We start from the raw sequence: 23017 nt of genomic DNA, 5'->3' as shown, positions 1-23017 counted from the left end.
GTGGTCTAACTCTGACAAAAACTGGCGTCTCCTAGGGGATTCGAACCCCTGTAGCCACCGTGAAAGGGTGGTGTCCTAGGCCTCTAGACGAAGGAGACAAAATCTTTTCTACTCAAAATCTTTTTACCGTCAGACGCTTCGCTTCTCAAAGCACACCGGACACCAAATTGGTGGAGGTAAGCGGGATCGAACCGCTGACCTCTTGCATGCCATGCAAGCGCTCTCCCAGCTGAGCTATACCCCCAAAAGCAACTCTTTTCAGAACCACTTTGCTGGTCTGCCCGGCTACTTTGACTAAACAAAGCGTCGTTCAAGCAAGACCAAAAGTATACATCGGTTTTTGAGGTTTTATCAAGTCAGCTGCAAACGTTTCAACACGTTTTCACGCTCGAACAATTCCAGCACGGCATCGACCGAGGGCGTTTGCGAACGGCCGCACACCAGCAGGCGCACCGGAATGGCCAGTTGCGGCATCTTCAGGCTGAACTGGGCCAGGGTTTCTTTCAGGGCTGCCGCGATGGCCGCCTTGTCCCAGGTGACCGTGCTCAGGCGTTCGCGCAGAGCGGCTACCGCCGGTCTGACAGTGTCGGTGATCTGCCCGGCCAGTTCATCGGCGGAGGGCTGAACATCCGCCACGTACATGGCCAGCCAATCGGCCAGCTCCACCGTGGTGGCGCAGCGGTCCTTGAACAAGGCGCACATGCGCGGCAGCAGCTCGCCATCGGTCAATGCAGCCGGCACGGTCACACCACGCTTGCTCCATTGCGCCAGCACCAAAGGCGCCAGCTCACCGTCGGCCGTGGTTTTCATGTGCTGCTGGGCCACCCAGCGCAGCTTGGCTTCGTCGAACTGACCGGCGCTCTTGCCCAGGTGGTCCAGATTGAACCACTCGATCAGCTGCTGGCGCGAGAAGATCTCGTCGTCACCGTGGCTCCAACCCAGGCGGGCAAGGTAATTCACCACGGCGTCGGCCAAGTAGCCTTCGTCTCGGTATTCGGTGACGGCCTTGGCGCCATGGCGCTTGGACATCTTCTCGCCTTCGGCGTTGAGCACGGTGGGCAGGTGGGCGTAAACCGGCGGCTCCTGGCCCAGGGCGCGCAGGATGTTGATCTGGCGCGGTGTGTTGTTGACGTGGTCATCGCCTCGGATCACGTGGGTGATGGCCATGTCCAGGTCATCGATCACCACGCAAAAGTTGTAGGTGGGCGTGCCAACGATGGAGTCGGCGCCTTCTGAAGCGGGCCGCGAGATGACCAGATCGTCGAGCTCGTCATTGCTGATCTCGATGCGGCCCTTGACCTTGTCGTCCCACGCGACCGAACCGCCAATGGGGTTCTTGAAGCGGATGACCGGCCGCACGCCAACGGGCACGGGCGGCAGGGTCTTGCCAGCCTCTGGGCGCCAGGTGCCGTCGTAGCGGGGCTTTTGCTTGGCGGCCATTTGCGCTTCGCGCAGAGCGTCCAGCTCGGTCGTGCTCATGTAGCAAGGGTAGGCCAAGCCCTTGTCCAGCATCTCTTGAACCGCGGCCTTGTAGCGGTCCATGCGCTGCATTTGGTAGAACGGGCCTTCGTCAACGTCCAGGCCCAACCACTGCATGCTTTCCAGGATGACATCGACGGCTTCTTGCGACGAACGCTCGACGTCGGTGTCCTCGATGCGCAGGATGAACACGCCCTTGGAAGCGCGCGCAAAGACCCAGGGATACAGGGCCGAGCGGATGTTGCCCAGGTGGATGAAGCCCGTGGGCGATGGGGCAAAACGGGTGCGGACTTGGGTCATGAATCGATCGAAGAAAGGCGGTCCAGACCCCGGGCCAAATCGGCCTTGAGGTCTTCAATGTGTTCCAGGCCCACGGCCACGCGGATCAGGCCCTGCGTGATGCCGGCGGTTTGGCGCTGCTCCTCGCTGAGGCGGCCGTGCGAGGTCGTGGACGGATGGGTGATGGTGGTCTTGGTGTCGCCCAGGTTGGCGGTGATCGAGCAGATGCGAGCCTGGTCAATCACGGAGAAGGCATGGCGACGAGCGACCTCGGGGCCATCGCCCTTGACGATGAAGGTCACCACCGCGCCGCCCACACCGCCCTGCTGCTTCATCGCCAGTTCATGCTGGGGATGCGAAGGCAAGCCGGGGTAATACACACGGGCGACGCCTGGCTGCTGCTCCAGCCAAGTGGCCAAGGCCAAGGCGCTGGCGCTTTGCGCGGCCATGCGGATCGACAGTGTCTCCAGGCCCTTGAGCACCACCCAGGCGTTGAACGGCGACAAGCTCATGCCGACACTGCGCATCACGGGCACGAACACCTCGTTGACCAGCTTCTCGCTGCCGCAAATCGCACCCGCCACCACGCGGCCCTGCCCATCCAGGTACTTGGTGCCCGAATGGATGATCAAGTCGGCACCCAGCTTGGCAGGACGCTGCAAGGCGGGCGAGCAAAAGCAGTTGTCCACGGCCAGTAAGGCGCCCGCCGCATGCGCCACCTCGGCCAACTGTGCGATGTCGCAGACTTCGGTGAGCGGGTTGCTGGGCGTTTCGGCGAACAGCAATTTGGTGTTGGGCTGGATGGCGGCGCGCCACTCGGCCACATCGGTTTGCGACACGAAGGTGGTTTGCACACCGAACTTGCCAAACTCGCCTTGCAGCAGCTTGATGGTCGAGCCGAACACGCTGCGCGAACACACCACGTGGTCGCCAGACTTGAGCAAGCCCATCACCAGCAACATGGTCGCCGCCATGCCGCTGGACGTGGCAATGGCCGCTTCCGTGCCTTCGAGCGCGGCCAGGCGGCGCTCGAACATCATCGTCGTCGGGTTGGAAAAGCGCGTGTAGACGAAGGCCTCTTCTTCATTGGCGAAACGGGCCGCCGCCGTGGCTGCATCCGGATGGATGAAGCTGCTGGTCAGGAACAGCGCTTCCGAGTTCTCCCCCCATTCGGTCGACGGCAGGCCTTCACGCACTGCCAGGGTCTCTAGCCGCACGTCGGGCGCGAACGTCTTGCGCGGCAGGCGCTTCTTTTCAGGCTTGGGATCGGTCGTGCTCATGGCGGGAATCAGTCGGGTGAGTGCTGCAAGGCCAGGCGCGAATGGTCGGGCTCGTCTTCACCCTTTTGCGTCAGGCGTTGCGATTCGATGGCGGCAAAATCTTCGGCGCTGACATCGCCCGTGATGTAGATGCCGTCGAAGCAGGAAGCCTCGAAGCTCTTGATGTTGGGGTTCAGCTTGGCGACCACCTTCTTCATCGCGTCCACGTCCTGGTAAATCAGGGCGTCGCAGCCGATGATCTGGCGGATCTCTTCCACGTTGCGGTTGTGCGCCACCAACTCTGCGTTGGTGGGCATGTCAATGCCATAGACATTTGGAAACCGCACCGGCGGCGCGGCCGAGGCCAGGTAGACCTTGTTGGCGCCCGCTTCACGCGCCATCTGCACGATCTCTTTCGAGGTGGTGCCGCGCACAATGGAATCATCCACCAACAGCACGTTGCGGCCCTTGAACTCCAGGCCGATGGCGTTGAGCTTCTGGCGCACGGACTTCTTGCGCACGCCCTGCCCCGGCATGATGAAGGTGCGGCCCACGTAGCGGTTCTTGACGAAGCCTTCGCGGTAGGGCTTGCCCAGCTTTTGCGCCAGTTGCATGGCCGAGGGGCGGCTCGATTCAGGGATCGGGATGACCACGTCGATCTCGGAGGGCGGCATGGTCGAGATCACGCGCTGGGCCAGCGTCTCGCCCATGTTCAATCGCGCCTGGTAGACGGACACGCCATCCATGACCGAGTCAGGACGGGCCAGGTAGACGTACTCGAACATGCAGGGGTTGAGCACGGGGTTTTCAGCGCACTGTTCGGCATGGACCTGGCCGTTCAGGTCGATGAACAAGGCCTCGCCGGGCTTCACGTCACTCACGAACTTGTGGCCGGTGCCTTCAAGCGCCACGGATTCGCTCGCCACCATCACCGTCGGGCCGCCTGGCAGATCAGCCACGCCGTAGCACAGGGGACGGATGCCATAGGGGTCGCGGAAAGCCAGCAGGCCATGGCCGGCGATCAGGCAGACCACGGCGTAAGAGCCCTTGATGCGCTTGTGCACGGCGCGCACGGCCGTGAACACGGCATCCGGCGTCAGCGGGCCCTGGATGCCCACGCGTTCAAGTTCGTGCGCCAGCACGTTGAGCAGCACCTCGGAGTCGCTCTCGGTGTTGATGTGGCGGCGATCGATGTCGAACAACTCGCGCTTGAGACCGTGCGCGTTGGTCAGGTTACCGTTGTGCACCAGCACCAGACCGAAAGGCGCGTTCACGTAGAAGGGCTGGGCCTCTTCTTCGTTGAAGGCATTGCCAGCGGTGGGGTAACGCACCTGGCCCAGGCCCACGGTGCCCGGCAACGCGCGCATGTTGCGGGTGCGGAACACGTCTTTGACCATGCCACGGGCCTTGTGCATGAAGAACTTCCGTCCCAGTGCGTCAGGGCCGGCCGTGACGATGCCGGCTGCATCTTGACCCCGGTGCTGCAGCAGCAGCAAGGCGTCATAGATCAGTTGGTTGACTGGCGTCTTCGAAATCACACCGACGATGCCGCACATGGTTCACCTCTTCCGCAAAAACTAACGCAAATTCATTCAAGGCTGCTCGGGCAGGAATTTGACCACCTGCTCAGGCAGGACAGGCCGCAGGCCTGTCAGCAAAATCTGCAATCCCGCCACACCGCGCGACGCCTGCCATGGCTCCCAACGAGCCACCGGCGTCATGCTCACCACGGTGCACACCACCAAAGCCACCACCACGCCGCGCACCAGCCCGAAACCAGCACCCAGCAAGCGATCAGGTCCGCTGAGCACCGATGCTTTGATCATTTGGGCCACGGCCCACGAAATCAAGGCCCACACCAGCCAAGCCAACACAAACACCACCAGCATGCCCGAGATCAGGTTCAAGCGAGAGCCTGGCTCACCCACCGGGATCAACTTGGCACCTTCCGGCCCGTACCACTGGGCCGCGAAATAAGCCACCGCCCATCCCAGCAAGGCCAGCACTTCGGTCACCAAACCGCGCCAGGCCCCCACGATGATGGACAGGAACAAGCCCAAGGCCAGCGCCACATCCACCAAGGTCCAGGCGCTGCCGCCCACCAGCTCGCTCACAAGGTCAGCAAGGCACTGGTCATCCCGGCCTTGCGCAAGGTGTCCACGGCCTTGTCGGCTTCTGCCTTGTTGGCATAGGGGCCGACGCGGACCCGGATCTTCTTGCCGCCATTCACGGTGACTTCCTGGGTGTAGGTCTTGACGCCGGCACGCTCGGCTTTCAAACGCACCTCGCGCGCGGTGGGCACGTCGGAGAAAGCCCCAATTTGCACCACGTAGCGGGTGGCCGCGGCATCAGACGCGGGCTTGGCCACAGATTTGGCATCAGAAGGCACCACGGCAGGGTTGACGACAGGCGGCTTGCCTTCCAGCAGAGACTTGGCGCGGGCGGCATCCTGAGTGGCGGATTTCTCCGCCACCACCACGGGCTTGGCAGGCTCCTTCTTGGGCGCCTCTTTGGCGGGTGCAGGCTTGGCCACCACCGTTTGAGAAACCTGCGCCCGGGCCGGCGAGGGCTTGCTGGCCACGGGCGCTTCGACCTCGTCCTGGGCAGACTCGACCGGCGCGTCGGGCACCGGCACGGTCACACTCGCGATGGCGGGTGCGGGCCGGGAGGGCACCACAGCGCCATTGCCACGCGAAGACGCGGCGGACACCACCTGCACATCGGGGCTCAAAGGCCTGGGCTGGGTTTCGAACAACCACGGCAGGCCGACCACGCCCACACCCACCAGCACCACCATGCCGACCAGACGACGGCGCGCACGCACTCGCGCCACCTCGATGTCGGCCGACGACAGCGGCGAGGCGTCAGCCACGGGCGGTGCAGATTGCTGACGAAGGCGTTGTAGGAACAATGGCAACGACATGCTCGGTGGGGCGGCGGGTTGGGTTGATCAGCTGAGGTGGGGCGCGTTCAACCGGGGCAAGCCCTCGTGCAAAACGCCGCCAACGGTGAAAAATGAACCAAAGACGATGATTCTATCTGTCGGGCCCGCCGCGGCCAGCGCAGCGTGCAGGCCGGCCATCGGGTCGGCATGGGTGGAGATGGTGGGTTGCAGGCGAACCAGCGAAGTGCTCTGCCCAGAGATGGCGCGCACGACGTCGGCCAATTGCGCGGCACTGGCCGCGCGGTCAGTGGGCAACTCGCAGCAATACCAGGCGTCGATCACCTGGGTCAATTTGGCCACCATGCCCGCCAGGTCCTTGTCGGCCATGGCGCCCCACACCGCGTGGGTTTTGGGTGAAAAGCCCATCTGGTCCAGATTGGCCGCCAGGGTGGCTGCCGCGTGCGGGTTGTGGGCCACGTCCAGGATCAAGGTGGGCTGGCCCGGAATGATCTGGAAACGCCCCGGCAACTCGACGGTGGCCAGCCCGGTGCGCACGGCCTGCGCAGACACGGGCAGGCGAAGCCGCAGGGCGTCCAGCGCGGCCAGCACGCCCGAAGCATTCAGCAACTGGTTGGCCCCGCGCAAGGACGGGTAAGCCATGCCGTTGAAGCGCTTGTGGCGCCCGGCCCAAGACCATTGCTGGCGATCGCCCGAGTAGTTGAAATCGTGTGAGAACAGCCAAAGATCAGCGCCCAAGGCCTGGGCATGGTCGACCACGCTTTGCGGCGGCTGGGGATCGGACACAATGGCTGGACGGCCTGCGCGCAAGATACCGGCCTTCTCACGGCCAATGGCTTCGCGGTCTGGGCCCAGGTATTCCATGTGGTCCAGATCGATGCTGGTGATGATGGCGCAGTCGGGGTCAACCACGTTGACCGCGTCCAGGCGACCGCCCAGGCCCACTTCCAGTACCACCGCATCCAGGCCGGCCAAAGCCAGCAAACGCATGATGGCCAGGGTGGTGAATTCGAAATAGGTCAGCGCCAGCTCGCCCCGGGCGTCTTCGACCGCCGCAAAGTGCGCTAGCAGCTCATCGGCCTTCACCGACAGGCCCATCACACGGCAACGTTCTTCAAAATGCACCAAATGAGGCGATCCGTAGACGCCAACTTTGAAGCCCGCCGACAACAGGATGTTCTCGATCATGGCGCAGGTTGAACCCTTGCCGTTGGTGCCCGCCACGGTGAACACAACTGGGGCGGTGGTGTCCCTCTGTTCATCCTCGCTGGATCCACAAGGCGTGCCCAGGGTGACCGCCATGCGCTGCCAGACCTGCGAGACACGCTCCAGGCCCAGGTCGATGGTGACCGGGTGCAGGCGCTCGCAATGCGACAGCCAACCGGCCAGCGTGGTCGGGCGGGAAAGATCGTGGGGGGCGTCGGCAGAGGTGCTCATGAAAAATCAGGTGGCGCCAGAAAACGGAAACGGGCTGCAAACAGCGCAGCCCGCATGGTGGGATGGATCGAGAAAAGCGGCCGAAGCGTGGGTTTGGTCAGGCCACAAGAGCATCCACCGGCTGGCGCAACATCATGGCCAGCGATCGGGCGATGACCATTCGCAATTCGCGGCGATCAATGATCATGTCGACCCCACCCTTTTGCATCAGGAACTCCGAGCGCTGGAAGCCTTCGGGCAGCTTCTCGCGCACGGTGTTCTCGATCACGCGCGGGCCGGCAAAGCCGATCAGGGCCTTGGGCTCGGCAATCACGATGTCGCCCACGAAAGCGAAACTGGCCGACACGCCACCCATGGTGGGGTCAGTCAGCACGCTGATGTAAGGCAATTTGGCTTTGGCCAGCAAGGTCAAGGCCGCGTTGGTCTTGGCCATCTGCATCAGGCTCAGCAAGCCTTCCTGCATGCGGGCGCCACCCGTGGCCGTGAAAGACACGAAAGGCATCTTCTGCTCAACGGCGGCTTCAACGCCACGCACAAAACGCTCGCCCACCACGGAGCCCATCGAGCCCCCCATGAAGTCAAATTCGAAGCAGGCTGCCACAACGGGAATGCTGTGCACCGAACCGCCAATGACGATCAGGGCATCGGTCTCGCCAGTGGCTTCGATGCCTTGCTTGAGGCGGTCGGAATACTTCTTGTTGTCCTTGAACTTCAAGGCATCGACCGGCAGCACTTCCTGGCCCAGCTCGAAGCGCCCTTCGGCGTCGAGGAAAGCATCCAGGCGAGCCCGGGCGCCAATGCGGTGATGGTGGCCACACTTGGGGCACACGTTGACATTGGCTTCCAGGTCATTTTTGTAGAGCACCGTTTCGCACGACGGGCATTTGACCCACAGCCCCTCGGGCACCTGCCGACGCTCGGACGGGTCGGTGGGTTGAATCTTGGGGGGCAGCAGTTTTTCAAGCCAGCTCATGTCAGGCTCCTTTCAAGGAATCCAGGGCCGCGCGGATCTCAGCGATGAAATCACTGGCGGCCTTCACCACGGTTTCGGGCGATTGCGTTTCCAGCAACTGCACGAGGCGTGAACCAATCACCACGGCATCCGACACCGCGGCCACCGCCTTGGCGGTCGCGGCATCACGGATGCCGAAGCCGACGCCCACGGGCGTGTTCACATGGGATTTGATCAGCGGCACCATCCGGGCCACCGCGTCGGTGTCCAGGTGGCCAGCGCCGGTCACGCCCTTGAGCGACACGTAGTACACATAGCCACTGGCCACCTTGCCGACCTGCGCCATGCGCTCCTCGGTCGAAGTGGGGGCCAGCAGAAAAATGGGGGCCAGGTCGACCGCATTCAAGCGGGCCGCGAACTCTTCGCACTCTTCGGGTGGGTAGTCCACGACCAAGACACCATCCACACCCACGGCCTTGGCATCCTTGACAAAAGCACCGTCGCCCAGGCGATGGTCATAGGCTTCAATCGGATTGGCATAGCCCATCAGCACGACCGGCGTGGTCGTGTTGCGTTCGCGAAAACGCTTCACGTCGGCCAGCACATGCTTGAGCGAAATGCCTTTGACCAAAGCGCGCTCGGAGGCTTTCTGAATGACCGGGCCATCGGCCATCGGGTCAGAGAAGGGCACGCCCAACTCGATCACGTCGGCACCGGCATCGGCCATGGCCCACATCAGCTCGGGCGTCAGTTCGGGGAAAGGATCGCCACAGGTGATGTAGGGAATCAGTGCTTTGCGACCCTGGTCGCGCAGGACGGCAAAGGTGGCATCAATGCGCTTGCTCATGCCTGGGCGCCCTTCACGGCCACGCCGCGCTGCGACGGGCGATCGTAAAACTCGGTGCCCGACAGGTCGGCCACGGTGCCGATGTCCTTGTCGCCACGGCCGGACAGGTTGACCAGGATGTGCTGGTCGGGACGCATGGTGGGGGCCAGCTTCATGGCGTAAGCCACCGCGTGGCTGGATTCCAGCGCCGGGATGATGCCTTCGGTGAGGCACAAGTGGTGGAAGGCTTCCAGCGCTTCCTTGTCGGTGATGCCGACGTATTCGGCCCGGCCGATGTCCTTCAGGTAGGCATGCTCGGGACCAACGCCGGGGTAGTCCAGGCCGGCCGAAATCGAATGCGTCTCGGTGATCTGGCCGTTCTCGTCTTGCAGCAGGTAAGTGCGGTTGCCGTGCAGCACGCCCGACACGCCCTTTTGCAGCGACATCGAGTGCTTGCCGCTGTTGCCGCCCTCACCCGCCGCTTCCACACCGATCAGGCGCACGTTTTCGTGGTTGATGTAGGGGTAGAAGATGCCCATGGCGTTGCTGCCGCCGCCCACGCAGGCGACCACGGCGTCGGGCTGGCGGCCAATCTTGACCGGCATCTGCGTGAGGCACTCTTCACCAATCACGCTTTGGAAGTCGCGCACCATGGCCGGATAGGGCGAGGGGCCCGCCACCGTGCCGATGATGTAGAAGGTGTTTTCGACGTTGGTGACCCAGTCGCGCATGGCTTCGTTCAGCGCGTCTTTCAGGGTGCGGCTGCCCGAATCGACCGGCACCACCTTGGCACCCAGCAAATGCATGCGGTACACATTGGGCGACTGGCGCTTGACGTCTTCCGAGCCCATGTAGACCACGCACTCCATGCCGTAACGCGCGCAGATGGTGGCCGTGGCCACGCCATGCTGGCCCGCGCCGGTCTCGGCGATCACACGAGGCTTGCCCATGCGCTTGGCCAACAAGGCCTGGCCGATGGTGTTGTTGATCTTGTGCGCACCAGTGTGATTGAGGTCTTCACGCTTGAGGTAGATCTGCGCACCGCCCAGCTCACGACTGATCCGCTCGGCGTGATAAATCGGGCTGGGACGCCCGACAAAGTCGGCCAACTCGCGCTTGAACTCGGCGATAAATTCCGGATCGTAACGGTAGTGCTCGTAGGCGCTCTTCAGCTCGTCCAGCGCGTGGATCAGCGTCTCGGAGACGAACTTGCCACCGTAAGGACCGAAATGACCCTTGGCGTCGGGCTGTTGATAATTCAGCATAGCTCTCTAAACATTCGTCAATCAATCCGCACGGGGCTGATGGGTTTCGGCACATTGCCGATCGGCCGCCCGCACGGCCTGACAGAACTGGCGCATCAGCGCGGCATCCTTGATGCCCTTGCTCACTTCCACACCAGAACTCACATCCACGGCCCAGGGCCGCACCTTCATCACGCCATCGGCCACATTGCCGGGGTTCAGACCCGCTGACAGGATCATGGGGCACGGCAGTTGCGGAGGCAACCAGGACCAGTCAAACACTTCCCCGCCGCCCCCATACCCTTCCACATGGGCATCGACCAACATGGCCTGGGCTTTGGAAAACTGCTGAGCGAAGTCTAACAAATTGAAACCGCTTGCCATGCGGGCAGCCCTGATGTAGGGGTGTCCAGAATTCTCACATTGCGCAACCGACTCGTCACCGTGGAACTGCAACAAGGCCTGGGGCAGCATGGCGATGGCTTCGCGCACGAAAGAGTTGCCTGCATTGACCAGCAGCAAAACCGGGGTCACGAACGGCGGCAACTGCCGAGCCAAGGTTTGGGCACAGGCCAAAGTCACGTGACGGGGGCTTTTTTCATAGAGCACGAAGCCCACAGCGTCCACCCCGGCATCAACAGCGGCATCGACATCGGACTCACGTGTCAGTCCGCAAATTTTGATGCGGGTGCGGTGGTCGGCAGGCAAAGTGCGAAAAGGGGTCATGTCCGATCAATCAGGAAGCCAGTGCAAAGCGGGCACGCCAGAAGGCAAGCCCCACCCCTCATCGTAGCGCGGACCCAGAAAATACAAGCCCTCAGGGGCAAAGGTGGCCGCAGCAATCTTGCGGTCTCTGGCATCGAGAACGGCCTGCATCCAAGAGGCTGGCTGGGCGCCCGTGCCCACCGCCACGAGGCACCCCATGAGGTTGCGGATCATGTGGTGCAAAAAGGCCGTGCCCTCGAAATCAAACCGCCAGTAGATGCCTTCGGCGCCCGGGCCCAAGATGCCGCGTCGATCCACACCGCCTGAAGAAGGCGTCCGCTCGGCTGCCCCGCCGCAACGACGGATAGAAATCTCGCGCAAGGTTTTGACGGGCGTGGGCGACTGGCATTGGGATGATCGGAAGGAGCTGAAATCATGCTCACCGATCAGGCAGGCGCTGGCGGCGACCATGGCGGCCTGGTCCAGCGGCCGAAACACCCAGCCGACCTGCCCGGACTCCAGGGCGGGCCGAACGGGTGCTTCAAGCAGGATGTAGACGTAACGTCGGCCAATGGCGCTTTTCCGTGCATGGAAGCCGTCCGGCACCTCGGCGGCCCATTGCACGGCGATGTCCGGGGGCAAGAAAGCGTTGGTGCCCCGAACCCACGAAAAGGGCTCGCGCTGCAAGAGTGTGTCCAGGTGAACCACCTGGTTGATGCCATGCACGCCCGAATCAGTGCGGCCCGCGCACATGACCCGGGTAGGTTGCGTGGCGAAGGCGGACAAGGCTGACTCCAGCGCGTCTTGCACCGTGCCGCCACCGACCTGGCTTTGCCAGCCTTTGTAGGCCGTGCCTCGGTAAGAAACGCCGAGGGCGACCCGGCGGGTCGCCCTCGGCTGCTCACTGCTCATGAGACGAGGTCAGCTCAAGGTGTCCAGCATGGACTTGGCCTTGACCTGCAATGCACCAGTGGCGTTGGCCACCACTTCTTGAAGCAGTTCACGTGCGCCATCGACATCACCGATCTGGCGGAACTCTTCGGCCAATTCGAACTTGCGTTCCATGGGATCCAAAGGTGGCGACAGGTCGTCGTCCAGAGCCAGCCCGTCGGCGGCAGGCTCTGGCGCAGGAGCGTCCAGGTCCAGATTAAGGTCACCCAAATCGAACGCGCCAGTGGACGACGCCACGGGGGCTGGCGCAGGCGCAGCAGGCTCCAGGGGCAAATCGAAGTCCAGCGCGTGCAGCTCTTCAATCGCCGGAGCGGCAGCCACCGGCGGCTCGGCTGGCAGGTCCAGCGAAGGCATGTCAGCAAAGGCATCGAACTGCAGCGCAGGCTTCTCAACCGGGAACTCGGGCTCGGACAAAGGCGCTGGCGCCGAGATGTCCAGATCAAGATCCAGGTCCACCAACTCACCAGCGGGCTCCATGGGTGCCGTTTCCGGGCTGTCCAGGTGCATGGGGGTCGGCATCACCGAGTGGGGAATGGTGCTGGCACCCAAGGAATCGAGGGGCGACTCAACGCTCAAAGGTGCGCTGGACGACGGCTGCCCACCCGGCTGGTACAAGGGGTTTTCAGGATCGATGCCCAGGCCCATTTCCTGTGCCTTGGCCCAATCCTCGCCATGCCCACCAGTCAGGTTGAACAACTGCGACGCCAACTGCTCGTAGCCCTTGGTGTCGCGGCGCTTGGCATAGACCTCCAGCAACTTGGTGCGGATGGCCAAACGCTCAGGCGTGCTGCGCAGTGCTTCCTTGAGGATTTCTTCGGCCTGGAGGTCGCGGCCGTAGGCCAAGTACACATCGGCCTCAGCCACGGGATCAACGTCACCGATGGCGTCCAGTTGACTGAGCGAGTAGCTCATGGAGGACGGCGCACCCGTGGCATCGCGGGTATCGACGCGTTGCCCGCCGCTGGCACCAAAGAAGGAATCGGGCTGCAGGCGGCTTTCGAGGAACGAGGTCTCGCCTGTGTCGGAGCGGCGACGTGAACGCAGGAACATGGCCACGCCAGCCAACAGGGCCACCGCAGCCCCCACGCCGGCCAGGAGCATGGGGTTGAGCGATTCGAGCAAACCGGGCGCTTCAGGCTCGGGCACAGGAATGGCGGCCGGCTTGGACATGGTCAGCCCTGGCATCGTCTCCGAGGCGGTGGGTGCTGCCTCGGAGGCGGCATTGGCCACGCTGGTCGCCGCTTGGGATACCGCCGAAGCGACCTCAGAGGCGGCAAGCGCGGCAGCCGATGCCGTGGAGGCGACCAGCGCTGGCGCGCTCGGCACCGGAACTGGTGCGGGAGGCACCAAGGCTGGCGCCGCCACAGACGCCACAGGCGCTGGCTTGGAAGGCGCTGGCGCGGCAACAGGGGCAGGCGCGGGCTTGACCACGGGGGCTGCTGGGACTGTGGCAGCTTTTTCCTTCAGCTTGCGCAGATCGTCCAGATTCTTGGACAACTCGGCCACGCGGGCTTCGTTTTCCTTTTGAGCGCGGGCCTTGGCCAGGCGGTCTTCGGTGGCTGGTGCCGAGGCCTTGCTGCTCAAACCACCTTTGCTCAGGGTGAGCTTGTCAGGGGTCGGTGCTGCGGACTGCTTCTGATCCTTGACCTCGGCCTCGACCTTGCCTGCCGCCTGACGTTGGGGTTTTTCAGGCGCCGTCGCGTTGACCGCGCCAGCCAGCCGCTGACGGTAAGCAGCGAAGTCGGCACTTTGCGCCACGATGACCTGACGCGCCTCAACGGGTGTCGTCGCCTTGGCCTGCTCGGCCGTGGGCATGTTCAACACCACGCCCGACTTCAGGCGGTTCATGTTGTCGCCCTGGAAGGCTTGCGGGTTGTTGCGGTACAGCCCAACCAACATTTGGTCGAGCGACACACCGGCCACTGGATGCTCGCCTGCGATTTTTGACAGTGAGTCACCGCGTTGAACACGGATGCTCTGCGCAGGGCGCGCAGGGGCAGAAGCACGTTCGGCCACAGGCTCAGCGGGGACCGGGGCAGGCGCCGGTGAAGGTGAAGGCGCGCTGGCGGCGCTGGCCACAGGCGCTGGTTTGGTGCGGGGCTTGGGCGCCGCCTCAACGACGGGCGCTAGCGACTTGGGCGCTGCCGCAGCAGGCACGGGCGCAGGCTCCGGCGCCGAGGCAGGCCGAGGCGCTGGCGCCACCGAATCCATCGTGGTGGGCGCAACGGCCTGAGCCGGCGTGCGGGTGGACGGAGGATCGAAAAGCAAGGTGTATTCGCGCACCAGGCGGCCAGAAGACCAGGCCAGGTCCAGGATCACGTCGATGAAGGGCTCCTGAACAGAGCGGTCGCTGGTGATCTTGAGGAACGAGCGCCCATCCGTGCGGCGTTGCAGCACGATGCTGGTGGTGCCGAGCACCTGGTTGTAATCAACCCCGGCAGCACGGTAGGTTTCTGGCGAAGCAACCTTCACCTGCAGTGACGCGCTCTCTTCGGGCGTCAGGCTGGTGATGTCGATTTCGGCACGCAGGGACTCGCCCAGCGCGGACTGCACGTTTAAACGTCCGAGCCCCAGCGCCCACGAGGCAGCCGGAAGCAGAGACAAAGCGGCACAAGCCGCAGCGACAGCAACCCGATTCAAGGCAAATCGCCCCACGGACAACGAATGATCTTTCAAGGCGTCTCCCAAGTCGTCATTGAGTCATTGAATTGACCCATAAGCTCACCCCAATCCAGGACAGATTCGGACGCGAACCCGCACCTGCAGACGGTACGCAGCAGAAAACACAATAGCATCAAGCAGATACGGTGACAAGCTCATGCAAATACTGATCTGATCAGGCTGATACCTGTGCCAGCCTTGCAGTCAATCGCGGCCGCCATTGTCGCCCCGGGGCAACAACAACTGTTACGAACTTTGTTTCAATCCGTTGTAACAGGGGCGTGCTTACAACAGCTTGAGGCCTGTCAGGCATCCAACAGGATGCGCAGCATGCGGCGCAGCGGTTCAGCCGCGCCCCACAGCAGCTGGTCGCCAATGGTGAAAGCGCCCAAGTATTCAGGGCCCATGGCCATTTTGCGCAGGCGCCCGACCGGGATGGTCAGGGTGCCCGTCACGGCCACGGGGGTCAGGTCCTGGATGGTGGCTTCACGTGTGTTGGGCACCACTTTCACCCACTGGTTGTCGGCCGCGATCATGGCCTCGATGTCCGCCAAAGGCACGTCCTTCTTGAGCTTGAAGGTCAGGGCCTGGCTGTGACAGCGCATGGCGCCGATGCGCACGCAGAAACCATCGACGAGCACGCCTTTTGGGGCATCCTTGCCAAAGGCTTCGCCAAAGCCCAGGATCTTGTTGGTCTCGGCGCCGCCCTTCCACTCTTCCTTGCTCATGCCATTGCCCAGGTCCTTGTCGATCCAGGGGATGAGCGAGCCGCCCAGGGGCGCGCCAAAGTTGGCGATCTCGGCTTCGGACAGCGAACGTTGCTTGGCGATGATCTTGCGGTCGATCTCCAGGATGGCGCTCTTGGGGTCGTCCAGCAAAGGCCGCACTTCAGCGTTGAGCGTGCCAAATTGCGTGAGCAGCTCGCGCATGTGTTGCGCGCCGCCGCCCGAGGCAGCCTGGTAGGTCTGGGTGGACATCCACTCGACCAGACCGGCCTTGTACAGCGCCCCCACGCCGATCAGCATGCAGCTGACGGTGCAGTTGCCACCGATCCAGTTGTTGCCGCCCTTGGCCAACGCGCTCTTGATGACGGGCAGGTTCACCGGGTCAAGCACGATGACGGCATCGTCATTCATGCGCAAGGTAGAGGCGGCGTCGATCCAGTGGCCCTTCCAGCCGGTGGCGCGCAACTTGGCAAAGACATCGCTGGTGTAGTCACCGCCCTGGGCGGTGATGATGATGTCGCAGCGCTTGAGTTCAGCGATGTCGTACGCGTCTTTCAGCGTCGTTTCATTTTTGGCCGTGGCGGGGGCTTTGCCACCCGCGTTGCTGGTGCTGAAGAACAGCGGCTCGATCAAGGCGAAATCACCCTCGGCCTGCATGCGGTCCATCAGCACCGAGCCGACCATGCCGCGCCAACCGACCAAACCCACTAATTTCGTTGCCATTTTGTAATCCTTCTGGCCCGGCTCAGCCCCGGGCTTGCTTGTCATCTGAACGTTTTTTCAACCTTGGCGCGACAGCGCAGCCAGCACGGCCCCACCCATCTCGGCCGTGCCCACTTTGCGCGTGCCTTCGCTGTAGATATCACCCGTGCGCAGGCCTTGCTCCAGAACCGTCTGCACAGCCGCTTCGATGCGGCAGGCGGCGGCTTCCTGGTTCAGGCTGAAGCGCAACATCATGGCCGCGCTCAGGATGGTGGCCAGGGGGTTGGCCACGCCCTTGCCGGCGATGTCGGGCGCCGAGCCGTGGCTGGGCTCGTACAGCCCCTGGCCCTTGGCGTTCAGCGAGGCCGAAGGCAGCATGCCGATCGAGCCGGTCAGCATGGCGGCCGCGTCAGAAAGGATGTCGCCGAACATGTTGCCGGTGAACAGCACGTCGAACTTCTTGGGCGCCTTGACCAGTTGCATCGCGGCGTTGTCCACGTACAGGTGGTCGAGCTCGATGTCAGGGTATTGGGCGTGCACTTCAATGACGATGTCCTTCCAGAACTGGAAGGTCTCGAGCACATTGGCCTTGTCGACGCTGGTGACGCGCTTGCTGCGTTTGCGAGCAGCCTGGAAGGCGACGTGGGCGATGCGCTCGATTTCCGGGCGCGAATAGCGCATGGTGTCAAAGGCCTCTTCGGCGCCCTGGAACTCACCGTCCGGGCTCAAACGGCGGCCTCGGGGTTGACCAAAGTAGATGTCGCCCGTCAACTCGCGGATGATCAGGATGTCCAGGCCAGCGACCAACTCGGGCTTGAGGCTGGAGGCGTGTGTGAGCTGCGGATAGCAGATCGCGGGGCGGAAATTGGCGAACAAGCCCATGCTCTTGCGCAGGCCCAGGATGGCTTGCTCGGGGCGCAGGGGGCGGTCCAGCTTGTCGTACTTCCAGTCACCGACCGAGCCGAACAGCACGGCATCGGAATCCATGGCCAGCTTCAGGGTGGCCGGCGGCAGCGGGTGGCCGTGGGCGTCGTAGGCGGCGCCGCCGACCTTGGCCTCTTCCATCTCGAAAGGCAAATCAAGCGCCTTGAGCACCTTGACGGCCTCGGTAACGATTTCGGGGCCGATGCCATCGCCCGGCAAAACTGCAATCTTCATGACCATGGTGCGTGTTGGATTTTAAACGATGCGGTGGTTGAGCCAGGGCTTTTGCGCCAGGCGCTCGGCTTCGAAAGCCTTGATCTTGTCGGCGTGGCGCAGGGTCAGGCCGATGTCGTCAAAACCATTGAGCAGGCAGAACTTGCGGAAGGGCTGCACGTCGAAGGCCAGCTCGGTGCCATCGGGCTTGACGACCACCTGGCGCTCCAGGTCGATGGTCAGCTCGTAGCCGGGAAACACCAGCGCTTCGTTGAACAGATTGTCGACCTGCAACTCGCTCAGTTGAATCGGCAGCAGGCCGTTCTTGAAGCTGTTGTTGTAGAAGATGTCAGCAAAGCTGGGCGCGATCATGGCGCGAAAGCCATACTGGTCGAGCGCCCAGGGCGCGTGCTCACGGCTGGAGCCGCACCCAAAGTTCTTGCGCGCCAGCAGCACGGACGCGCCCTTGTAGCGCGGCTGGTTCAGCACAAAATCCGGGTTCGGCTTGCGTGTGGCTGGGTCCTGGCCGGGCTCGCCGGCGTCCAGGTAGCGCCATTCGTCGAACAAGTTGGGGCCGAAACCCGTGCGCTTGATCGACTTCAGGTATTGCTTGGGGATGATGGCGTCGGTGTCGACGTTTTCCCGGTCCATCGGGGCCACGAGCCCCTTGTGAATGCGAAATGCTTGCATGAGGAAGTTCTTACTTCTGGGCGGCGCCCGAGATCTTGCCACCGACCTTTTCGATGTCCTGGCCAAAACCTTGCATCGTGTTGCAAGCACTCAAGGACAGAGCGGCAATCAGGGCAGCAAACACAACGGTCAAAGAAGCAAAGCGTTTCATGACGGGAACTCCAGAAAATGAATGGATGGGTGGTTCAGGCGATGCGACGCACATCGACAAAATGGCCTTGCATGGCCGCCGCTGCCGCCATCGCGGGGCTGACCAGGTGGGTGCGGCCGCCCGCCCCCTGGCGGCCTTCGAAATTGCGGTTGCTGGTGGACGCGCAGCGCTCGCCGGGCTCCAGGCGGTCGGCGTTCATGGCCAGGCACATGGAGCAACCAGGCTCGCGCCACTCAAAGCCCGCGGCCTTGAAGATCACATCCAATCCTTCGCGCTCGGCCTGCTCCTTGACCAGGCCGGAGCCAGGCACGACCAAGGCCAGCTTGATGTTGGAGGCCACTTTGCCGCCAATTCGCTTGACCACGGCGGCCGCTTCGCGCATGTCTTCGATGCGCGAGTTGGTGCACGAGCCGATGAAGACCTTGTCCACCAGGATGTCGTTGATGGCCTTGTTGGGCTCCAGCGCCATGTACCGCAGCGCGCGCTCCATGGCGGAGCGCTTGTTGGGATCTTTTTCCTTGTCGGGATCGGGCACGCGGTCGTCGATGGACAGGACCATCTCGGGCGAGGTGCCCCAGGTGACTTGCGGCTTGATCTGGCTGGCGTCCAGCTCAAGCACGGTGTCGAAGTGCGCGTCAGGGTCGGACTGCAGGGTGCTCCAATAGGCCACGGCCTGGTCCCACTCGACACCGATGGTGGGCGAGAAGGGGCGGCCCTTGACGTAGTTGATGGTGGTGTCGTCCACCGCCACCAGACCCGCGCGCGCGCCGCCTTCGATGGCCATGTTGCAGACCGTCATGCGGCCTTCCATGCTCAGGGCGCGGATGGCGTTGCCGGCGAATTCAATGGTGTAGCCGGTGCCGCCCGCCGTGCCGATCTTGCCGATGATGGCCAGCACGATGTCCTTGGCACTGCAACCCCTCGTCAAGGTGCCTTCGACCTTGATCAGCATGTTCTTGGCTTTTTTGGCCAGCAGCGTTTGCGTGGCCAGCACATGCTCGACCTCGGAGGTACCGATGCCATGCGCCAGCGCGCCGAAGGCGCCGTGCGTGGACGTGTGGCTGTCGCCGCAGACCACGGTCATGCCGGGCAAGGTGGCGCCCTGCTCTGGGCCGATGACGTGGACGATGCCCTGGCGCTTGTCACTCATCTTGAACTGGGTGATGCCCACGCGGTCGCAATTGGCGTCCAGCGTGTCGACCTGCAGCTTGGAGATGGGGTCGGCGATGCCTTGGCTGCGGTCGGTGGTGGGCACGTTGTGGTCGCTCACTGCCAGATTGGCCGACAAGCGCCAGACCTTGCGGCCAGCGATGTTCAGGCCCTCGAAGGCCTGGGGGCTGGTCACTTCGTGCACCAGATGGCGGTCGATGTACAGCGTGACCGTGCCATCGTCTTCGGTGTGGACGACGTGCTCGTCCCAGATTTTGTCGTAAAGGGTGCGTCCCATGGGGTGTCTACAGCGCTTTTTCGAGGAAAAAGATGAAGATTTTATGCCATGGGGACGAAAAAAAACCCCGGTATGAACCGGGGTTTTTTGCAGAAGGGCTTTTAAGCGATCAACGCTGAGCCATCGGCTTGACGTCGCGCTTTTCAGCGCCCACGAACAACTGACGAGGACGGCCAATCTTGTACTCAGGATCACCGATCATTTCGTTCAGTTGGGCAATCCAGCCCACCGTGCGGGCCAGCGCGAAGATGGCCGTGAACAGCGGCACGGGGATGCCGATGGCGCGCTGCACGATGCCCGAGTAGAAGTCAACGTTCGGGTACAGCTTGCGCGACACGAAATACTCGTCTTCCAGGGCGATTTTTTCCAAAGCCATGGCCAGCTTGAACAGCGGATCGTTTTGCAGACCCAGTTCGGCCAGCACTTCGTGGCAGGTTTCGCGCATCAGCTTGGCACGCGGGTCGTAGTTCTTGTACACGCGGTGACCGAAGCCCATCAGCTTGACGCCGGAGTTCTTGTCCTTGACCTGGGCAATGAAGTCGCCGATCTTCTCGACGCCGCCATTCTTCTGGATTTCTTCCAGCATGTTCAGGGCGGCTTCGTTGGCGCCACCGTGAGCGGGGCCCCACAGGCAGGCCACGCCCGCAGCGATGGCCGCGAACGGATTGGTGCCGGACGAACCGCAAAGGCGCACGGTCGAGGTCGAGGCGTTTTGCTCGTGGTCGGCGTGCAGGATGAAGATGCGGTCCATGGCGCGCACCAGCACTTCATTGGGCTTGTAGTCCTCGCAAGGCGTGGCAAACATCATCCGCATGAAGTTCTCGGTGTACGAGAGGTCGTTCTTCGGGTAGATGTAAGGCTGGCCAACGGTGTACTTGTAGGCCATGGCCACAAGCGTAGGCATCTTGGCGATCAGGCGGATCGCGGCAATCTTGCGGTGCTCGGGGTTATTGATGTCGGTGCTGTCGTGGTAGAAGGCCGACAAAGCGCCGACCAGACCCGTCATGACGGCCATCGGGTGCGCGTCGCGGCGGAAACCACGCAGGAAAAACTGCATCTGCTCGTTGACCATCGTGTGGTTGGTCACGCTTTCCACGAACTCTTCCTTCTGGCCTGCGTTGGGCAGTTCGCCATTCAGCAGGAGGTAGCAGGTTTCCAGGAAGTCGCAGTTGGTGGCCAACTGCTCAATCGGGTAGCCGCGGTAGAGCAACTCGCCCACGTCGCCATCGATGTAGGTGATTGTCGAATTACAGGAAGCTGTCGACAGGAAACCAGGGTCGTAGGTGAACTTGCCAGTTTGGGCGTACAACTTGCGGATGTCGATCACGTCAGGGCCAATGGAGCCTTTGTAGATCGGCAGGTCCATGTTGGGGCTGCCATCGGAAAACGACAGCGTGGCTTTCACGTCGGACGGGGTCATGCTCATGAGCGCTCCTAGAGGGGTCGAGTCTTGCGAATGGGTCTTAATGATCGGAAAATGACACGGGTGCCTTGGGAGGCAGCCGGGAGGCACCGGCGGCATGCATTAGCTCCAACACTTGGCGGACTTCCGGCGTGTCCAGAGCACTTTCAGGCTGCTTGCGCGCCAAAAAGAGATCCAACAGGTCATTGTCAGCCAAGTCCATGAGCTCATGCAAACCCTGTACCAGCGCGGTGGTGAGGTTTTCACCGTGCAGCTCGAAAAACCGGTCAATGAAGAGGTCATTTTCGAGCAACCCTCGCCGACAGCGCCAACGCAGACGCCTCAATTCGTCCGCGTCGGGCACAAGCCCAGGAACAGAGGGCTGGGGCGTCAAGGTCAGGGTCATGGACAAATGCGGGTCAAAGCGGGATCAAACGGCGCGACGCACCATCAGTTCCTTGATTTTGCCAATGGCCTTCGTGGGGTTCAGGCCCTTGGGGCACACGTCCACGCAGTTCATGATGGTGTGGCAACGGAACAGGCGATACGGGTCTTCCAGGTTGTCCAGGCGCTCGGCCGTGCCTTGGTCGCGGCTGTCCGCGATGAAGCGGTAGGCTTGCAGCAAACCGGCGGGGCCCACGAATTTATCTGGGTTCCACCAGAAACTGGGGCAACTGGTGGAGCAGCTGGCGCACAGGATGCACTCGTACAGGCCGTCGAGCTCTTCGCGCTCTTCGGGCGACTGCAGGCGCTCTTTGTCTGGCGGCGGGTCGTCGTTGACCAGGTAAGGCTTGATCGAGTTGTACTGCTTGAAGAACTGGGTCATGTCGACGATCAAATCGCGCACGACGGGCAGGCCCGGCAGCGGCTTCAGGACGATGTCACCCGGCAGCGTCAGCATGTTGGTCAGGCAGGCCAGACCGTTCTTGCCGTTGATGTTCATGCCATCCGAACCGCAAACGCCTTCACGGCATGAGCGACGGAACGACAGCGTGGGGTCGACCGCCTTGAGCTTGATCAAGGCGTCGAGCAGCATGCGCTCCTGACCGTCGAGTTCGACCTCGATGGTCTGCATGTAAGGCTTGACATCCTTGTCCGGATCGTAGCGGTAGATTTTGAAAGTGCGCTTCATGATGCTGTCCTAAATCAGAACGTCCGGACCTTCGGGGGAACAGATTCCACCGTCAGCGGTTGCAGGTTCACAGGCTTGTACTCCATGCGGTTGCCTTCGGAGTACCACAGCGAGTGCTTCATCCAGTTTTCGTCGTCGCGGTTGGGAAAGTCGTCGTGGGCATGGGCGCCACGGCTTTCCGCACGGGTAGCGGCAGCCACCATGGTGGCTTGCGCCGCTTCGATCAGGTTCTCAACTTCCAACGCCTCGATGCGGGCGGTGTTGAAGACCTTGGAGTTGTCTTTCAGGCCAATGCTCTTGACGCGCTCACGCAAGGCGGCGATTTGCCTGACGCCCTCGTCCATCGTCTTTTGGGTGCGAAACACGCCAGCGTAATTCTGCATGGAGGCACGGATGTCGTTGGCCACGTCTTGCGAGTACTCGCCATTCGTGGCGCCGTCCAGGCGGGCCAGGCGGGCCAGCGTCTTGTCGGCAGCGTCCTTGGGCAGAGGCTTGTGGTGCTTCGACTTGAGGTTGAAGTCGACGATGTGGTTGCCGGCCGCGCGACCGAACACCAACAGGTCGAGCAGCGAGTTGGTGCCCAGGCGATTGGCGCCGTGCACCGACACGCAAGAGCATTCGCCCACGGCGTACAGACCGTTGATGATTTCGTTGTGCTTGCGGTTTTCGCCAACACCCGCGGGGACGACCACTTGACCATAGACGTTGGTCGGGATGCCGCCCATCTGGTAGTGGATGGTGGGCACCACAGGAATCGATTCCTTGGTGATGTCGACGTTGGCGAAGTTGTGGCCGATCTCTTGCACCGAAGGCAGGCGCTTGTGGATGGTCTCGGCACCCAGGTGGGTCATGTCCAACAGGATGTAATCCTTGTTGGGGCCGCAGCCTCGGCCTTCCTTGATTTCCTGGTCCATGGAGCGGGACACGAAGTCGCGC

The 23017-nt window shown here is 62.6% G+C and carries 21 protein-coding genes and 2 tRNA genes; all 23 read right to left on the bottom strand.

Going from position 1 to position 23017, the window contains the following annotated elements:
* Nucleotides 1-22: 22 nt before the first annotated feature.
* Nucleotides 23-98: transfer RNA gene (locus H7225_RS18290), tRNA-Glu, on the bottom strand.
* A 70-nt stretch (nucleotides 99-168) separates the two neighbouring features.
* Nucleotides 169-244, bottom strand: a tRNA-Ala gene (locus tag H7225_RS18285).
* Between the two features lie 107 nt (nucleotides 245-351).
* Nucleotides 352-1779: a glutamate--tRNA ligase gene (gene gltX, locus H7225_RS18280; RefSeq protein WP_290664469.1), complete on the bottom strand. Its 1428-nt coding sequence runs from the start codon at nucleotides 1777-1779 to the stop codon at nucleotides 352-354.
* Nucleotides 1776-3038, bottom strand: coding sequence for an O-succinylhomoserine sulfhydrylase (locus H7225_RS18275; RefSeq protein ID WP_290664467.1), 1263 nt, complete (start codon nucleotides 3036-3038; stop codon nucleotides 1776-1778). The genes gltX and H7225_RS18275 overlap by 4 nt, the downstream gene beginning before the upstream one ends.
* A gap of 8 nt (nucleotides 3039-3046) precedes the next feature.
* Nucleotides 3047-4573, bottom strand: coding sequence for an amidophosphoribosyltransferase (gene purF / locus H7225_RS18270; RefSeq protein ID WP_290664465.1), 1527 nt, complete (start codon nucleotides 4571-4573; stop codon nucleotides 3047-3049).
* Nucleotides 4574-4609: 36 nt separating this feature from the next.
* A complete protein-coding gene (locus H7225_RS18265; protein WP_290664463.1) occupies nucleotides 4610-5131 on the bottom strand; it encodes a CvpA family protein in 522 nt (173 codons plus the stop codon).
* Nucleotides 5128-5940 carry an SPOR domain-containing protein gene (locus tag H7225_RS18260; RefSeq protein ID WP_290664461.1) on the bottom strand — a complete coding sequence of 271 codons (813 nt, stop codon included), beginning with the start codon at nucleotides 5938-5940 and terminating at the stop codon, nucleotides 5128-5130. Before H7225_RS18260 ends, H7225_RS18265 begins: the two co-directional genes overlap by 4 nt.
* A gap of 27 nt (nucleotides 5941-5967) precedes the next feature.
* Complete coding sequence (gene folC, locus H7225_RS18255) at nucleotides 5968-7356, bottom strand: bifunctional tetrahydrofolate synthase/dihydrofolate synthase (RefSeq protein WP_290664459.1); 1389 nt, start codon at nucleotides 7354-7356, stop codon at nucleotides 5968-5970.
* A gap of 97 nt (nucleotides 7357-7453) precedes the next feature.
* Nucleotides 7454-8329, bottom strand: a complete 876-nt coding sequence (accD, locus tag H7225_RS18250; protein WP_290664457.1) for an acetyl-CoA carboxylase, carboxyltransferase subunit beta — start codon at nucleotides 8327-8329, stop codon at nucleotides 7454-7456.
* 1 nt (nucleotide 8330) lies between these two features.
* Nucleotides 8331-9155: a tryptophan synthase subunit alpha gene (gene trpA / locus H7225_RS18245; protein ID WP_290664455.1), complete on the bottom strand. Its 825-nt coding sequence runs from the start codon at nucleotides 9153-9155 to the stop codon at nucleotides 8331-8333.
* The gene (trpB, locus tag H7225_RS18240) at nucleotides 9152-10399 is read right to left on the bottom strand and encodes a tryptophan synthase subunit beta (protein WP_290664453.1); all 1248 of its coding nucleotides are present in this window, start codon (nucleotides 10397-10399) and stop codon (nucleotides 9152-9154) included. Before trpB ends, trpA begins: the two co-directional genes overlap by 4 nt.
* A gap of 21 nt (nucleotides 10400-10420) precedes the next feature.
* A complete protein-coding gene (locus tag H7225_RS18235) occupies nucleotides 10421-11104 on the bottom strand; it encodes a phosphoribosylanthranilate isomerase (protein WP_290664451.1) in 684 nt (227 codons plus the stop codon).
* Between the two features lie 6 nt (nucleotides 11105-11110).
* Nucleotides 11111-11995 carry a tRNA pseudouridine(38-40) synthase TruA gene (truA, locus tag H7225_RS18230; protein WP_290664449.1) on the bottom strand — a complete coding sequence of 295 codons (885 nt, stop codon included), beginning with the start codon at nucleotides 11993-11995 and terminating at the stop codon, nucleotides 11111-11113.
* Between the two features lie 9 nt (nucleotides 11996-12004).
* Nucleotides 12005-14587, bottom strand: coding sequence for a FimV/HubP family polar landmark protein (locus H7225_RS18225; protein WP_290664447.1), 2583 nt, complete (start codon nucleotides 14585-14587; stop codon nucleotides 12005-12007).
* 413 nt (nucleotides 14588-15000) lie between these two features.
* Nucleotides 15001-16143: an aspartate-semialdehyde dehydrogenase gene (gene asd, locus H7225_RS18220; protein WP_290664445.1), complete on the bottom strand. Its 1143-nt coding sequence runs from the start codon at nucleotides 16141-16143 to the stop codon at nucleotides 15001-15003.
* Nucleotides 16144-16200: 57 nt separating this feature from the next.
* Nucleotides 16201-17280, bottom strand: a complete 1080-nt coding sequence (gene leuB, locus H7225_RS18215) for a 3-isopropylmalate dehydrogenase (RefSeq protein WP_290664443.1) — start codon at nucleotides 17278-17280, stop codon at nucleotides 16201-16203.
* A gap of 21 nt (nucleotides 17281-17301) precedes the next feature.
* Nucleotides 17302-17949 (bottom strand): 3-isopropylmalate dehydratase small subunit, encoded by a 648-nt coding sequence (gene leuD / locus H7225_RS18210; RefSeq protein WP_290664441.1) that lies wholly within the window; start codon nucleotides 17947-17949, stop codon nucleotides 17302-17304.
* A gap of 10 nt (nucleotides 17950-17959) precedes the next feature.
* A complete protein-coding gene (locus H7225_RS18205) occupies nucleotides 17960-18100 on the bottom strand; it encodes an entericidin A/B family lipoprotein (protein WP_290664439.1) in 141 nt (46 codons plus the stop codon).
* Nucleotides 18101-18134: 34 nt separating this feature from the next.
* Nucleotides 18135-19547, bottom strand: a complete 1413-nt coding sequence (leuC, locus tag H7225_RS18200) for a 3-isopropylmalate dehydratase large subunit (protein WP_290664437.1) — start codon at nucleotides 19545-19547, stop codon at nucleotides 18135-18137.
* 109 nt (nucleotides 19548-19656) lie between these two features.
* Entirely contained in the window at nucleotides 19657-20967 is a 1311-nt protein-coding gene (gene gltA / locus H7225_RS18195) for a citrate synthase (RefSeq protein WP_290664473.1), read from the bottom strand.
* A gap of 43 nt (nucleotides 20968-21010) precedes the next feature.
* On the bottom strand, nucleotides 21011-21355 hold the full coding sequence (locus H7225_RS18190) for a succinate dehydrogenase assembly factor 2 (RefSeq protein ID WP_290664434.1): 345 nt from the start codon (nucleotides 21353-21355) through the stop codon (nucleotides 21011-21013).
* Between the two features lie 24 nt (nucleotides 21356-21379).
* Nucleotides 21380-22084 carry a succinate dehydrogenase iron-sulfur subunit gene (locus H7225_RS18185; RefSeq protein ID WP_290664471.1) on the bottom strand — a complete coding sequence of 235 codons (705 nt, stop codon included), beginning with the start codon at nucleotides 22082-22084 and terminating at the stop codon, nucleotides 21380-21382.
* An 11-nt stretch (nucleotides 22085-22095) separates the two neighbouring features.
* Nucleotides 22096-23017, bottom strand: a 922-nt coding sequence (locus H7225_RS18180) for an FAD-binding protein (protein WP_290664432.1), incomplete at its 5' end; no start/stop codon positions are given.

Origin of the sequence: Aquabacterium sp. (assembly GCF_014378415.1) — a bacterium.
Classification (GTDB): domain Bacteria; phylum Pseudomonadota; class Gammaproteobacteria; order Burkholderiales; family Burkholderiaceae_C; genus Aquabacterium.
This window is presented reverse-complemented; position numbering and strand designations above follow the sequence as displayed.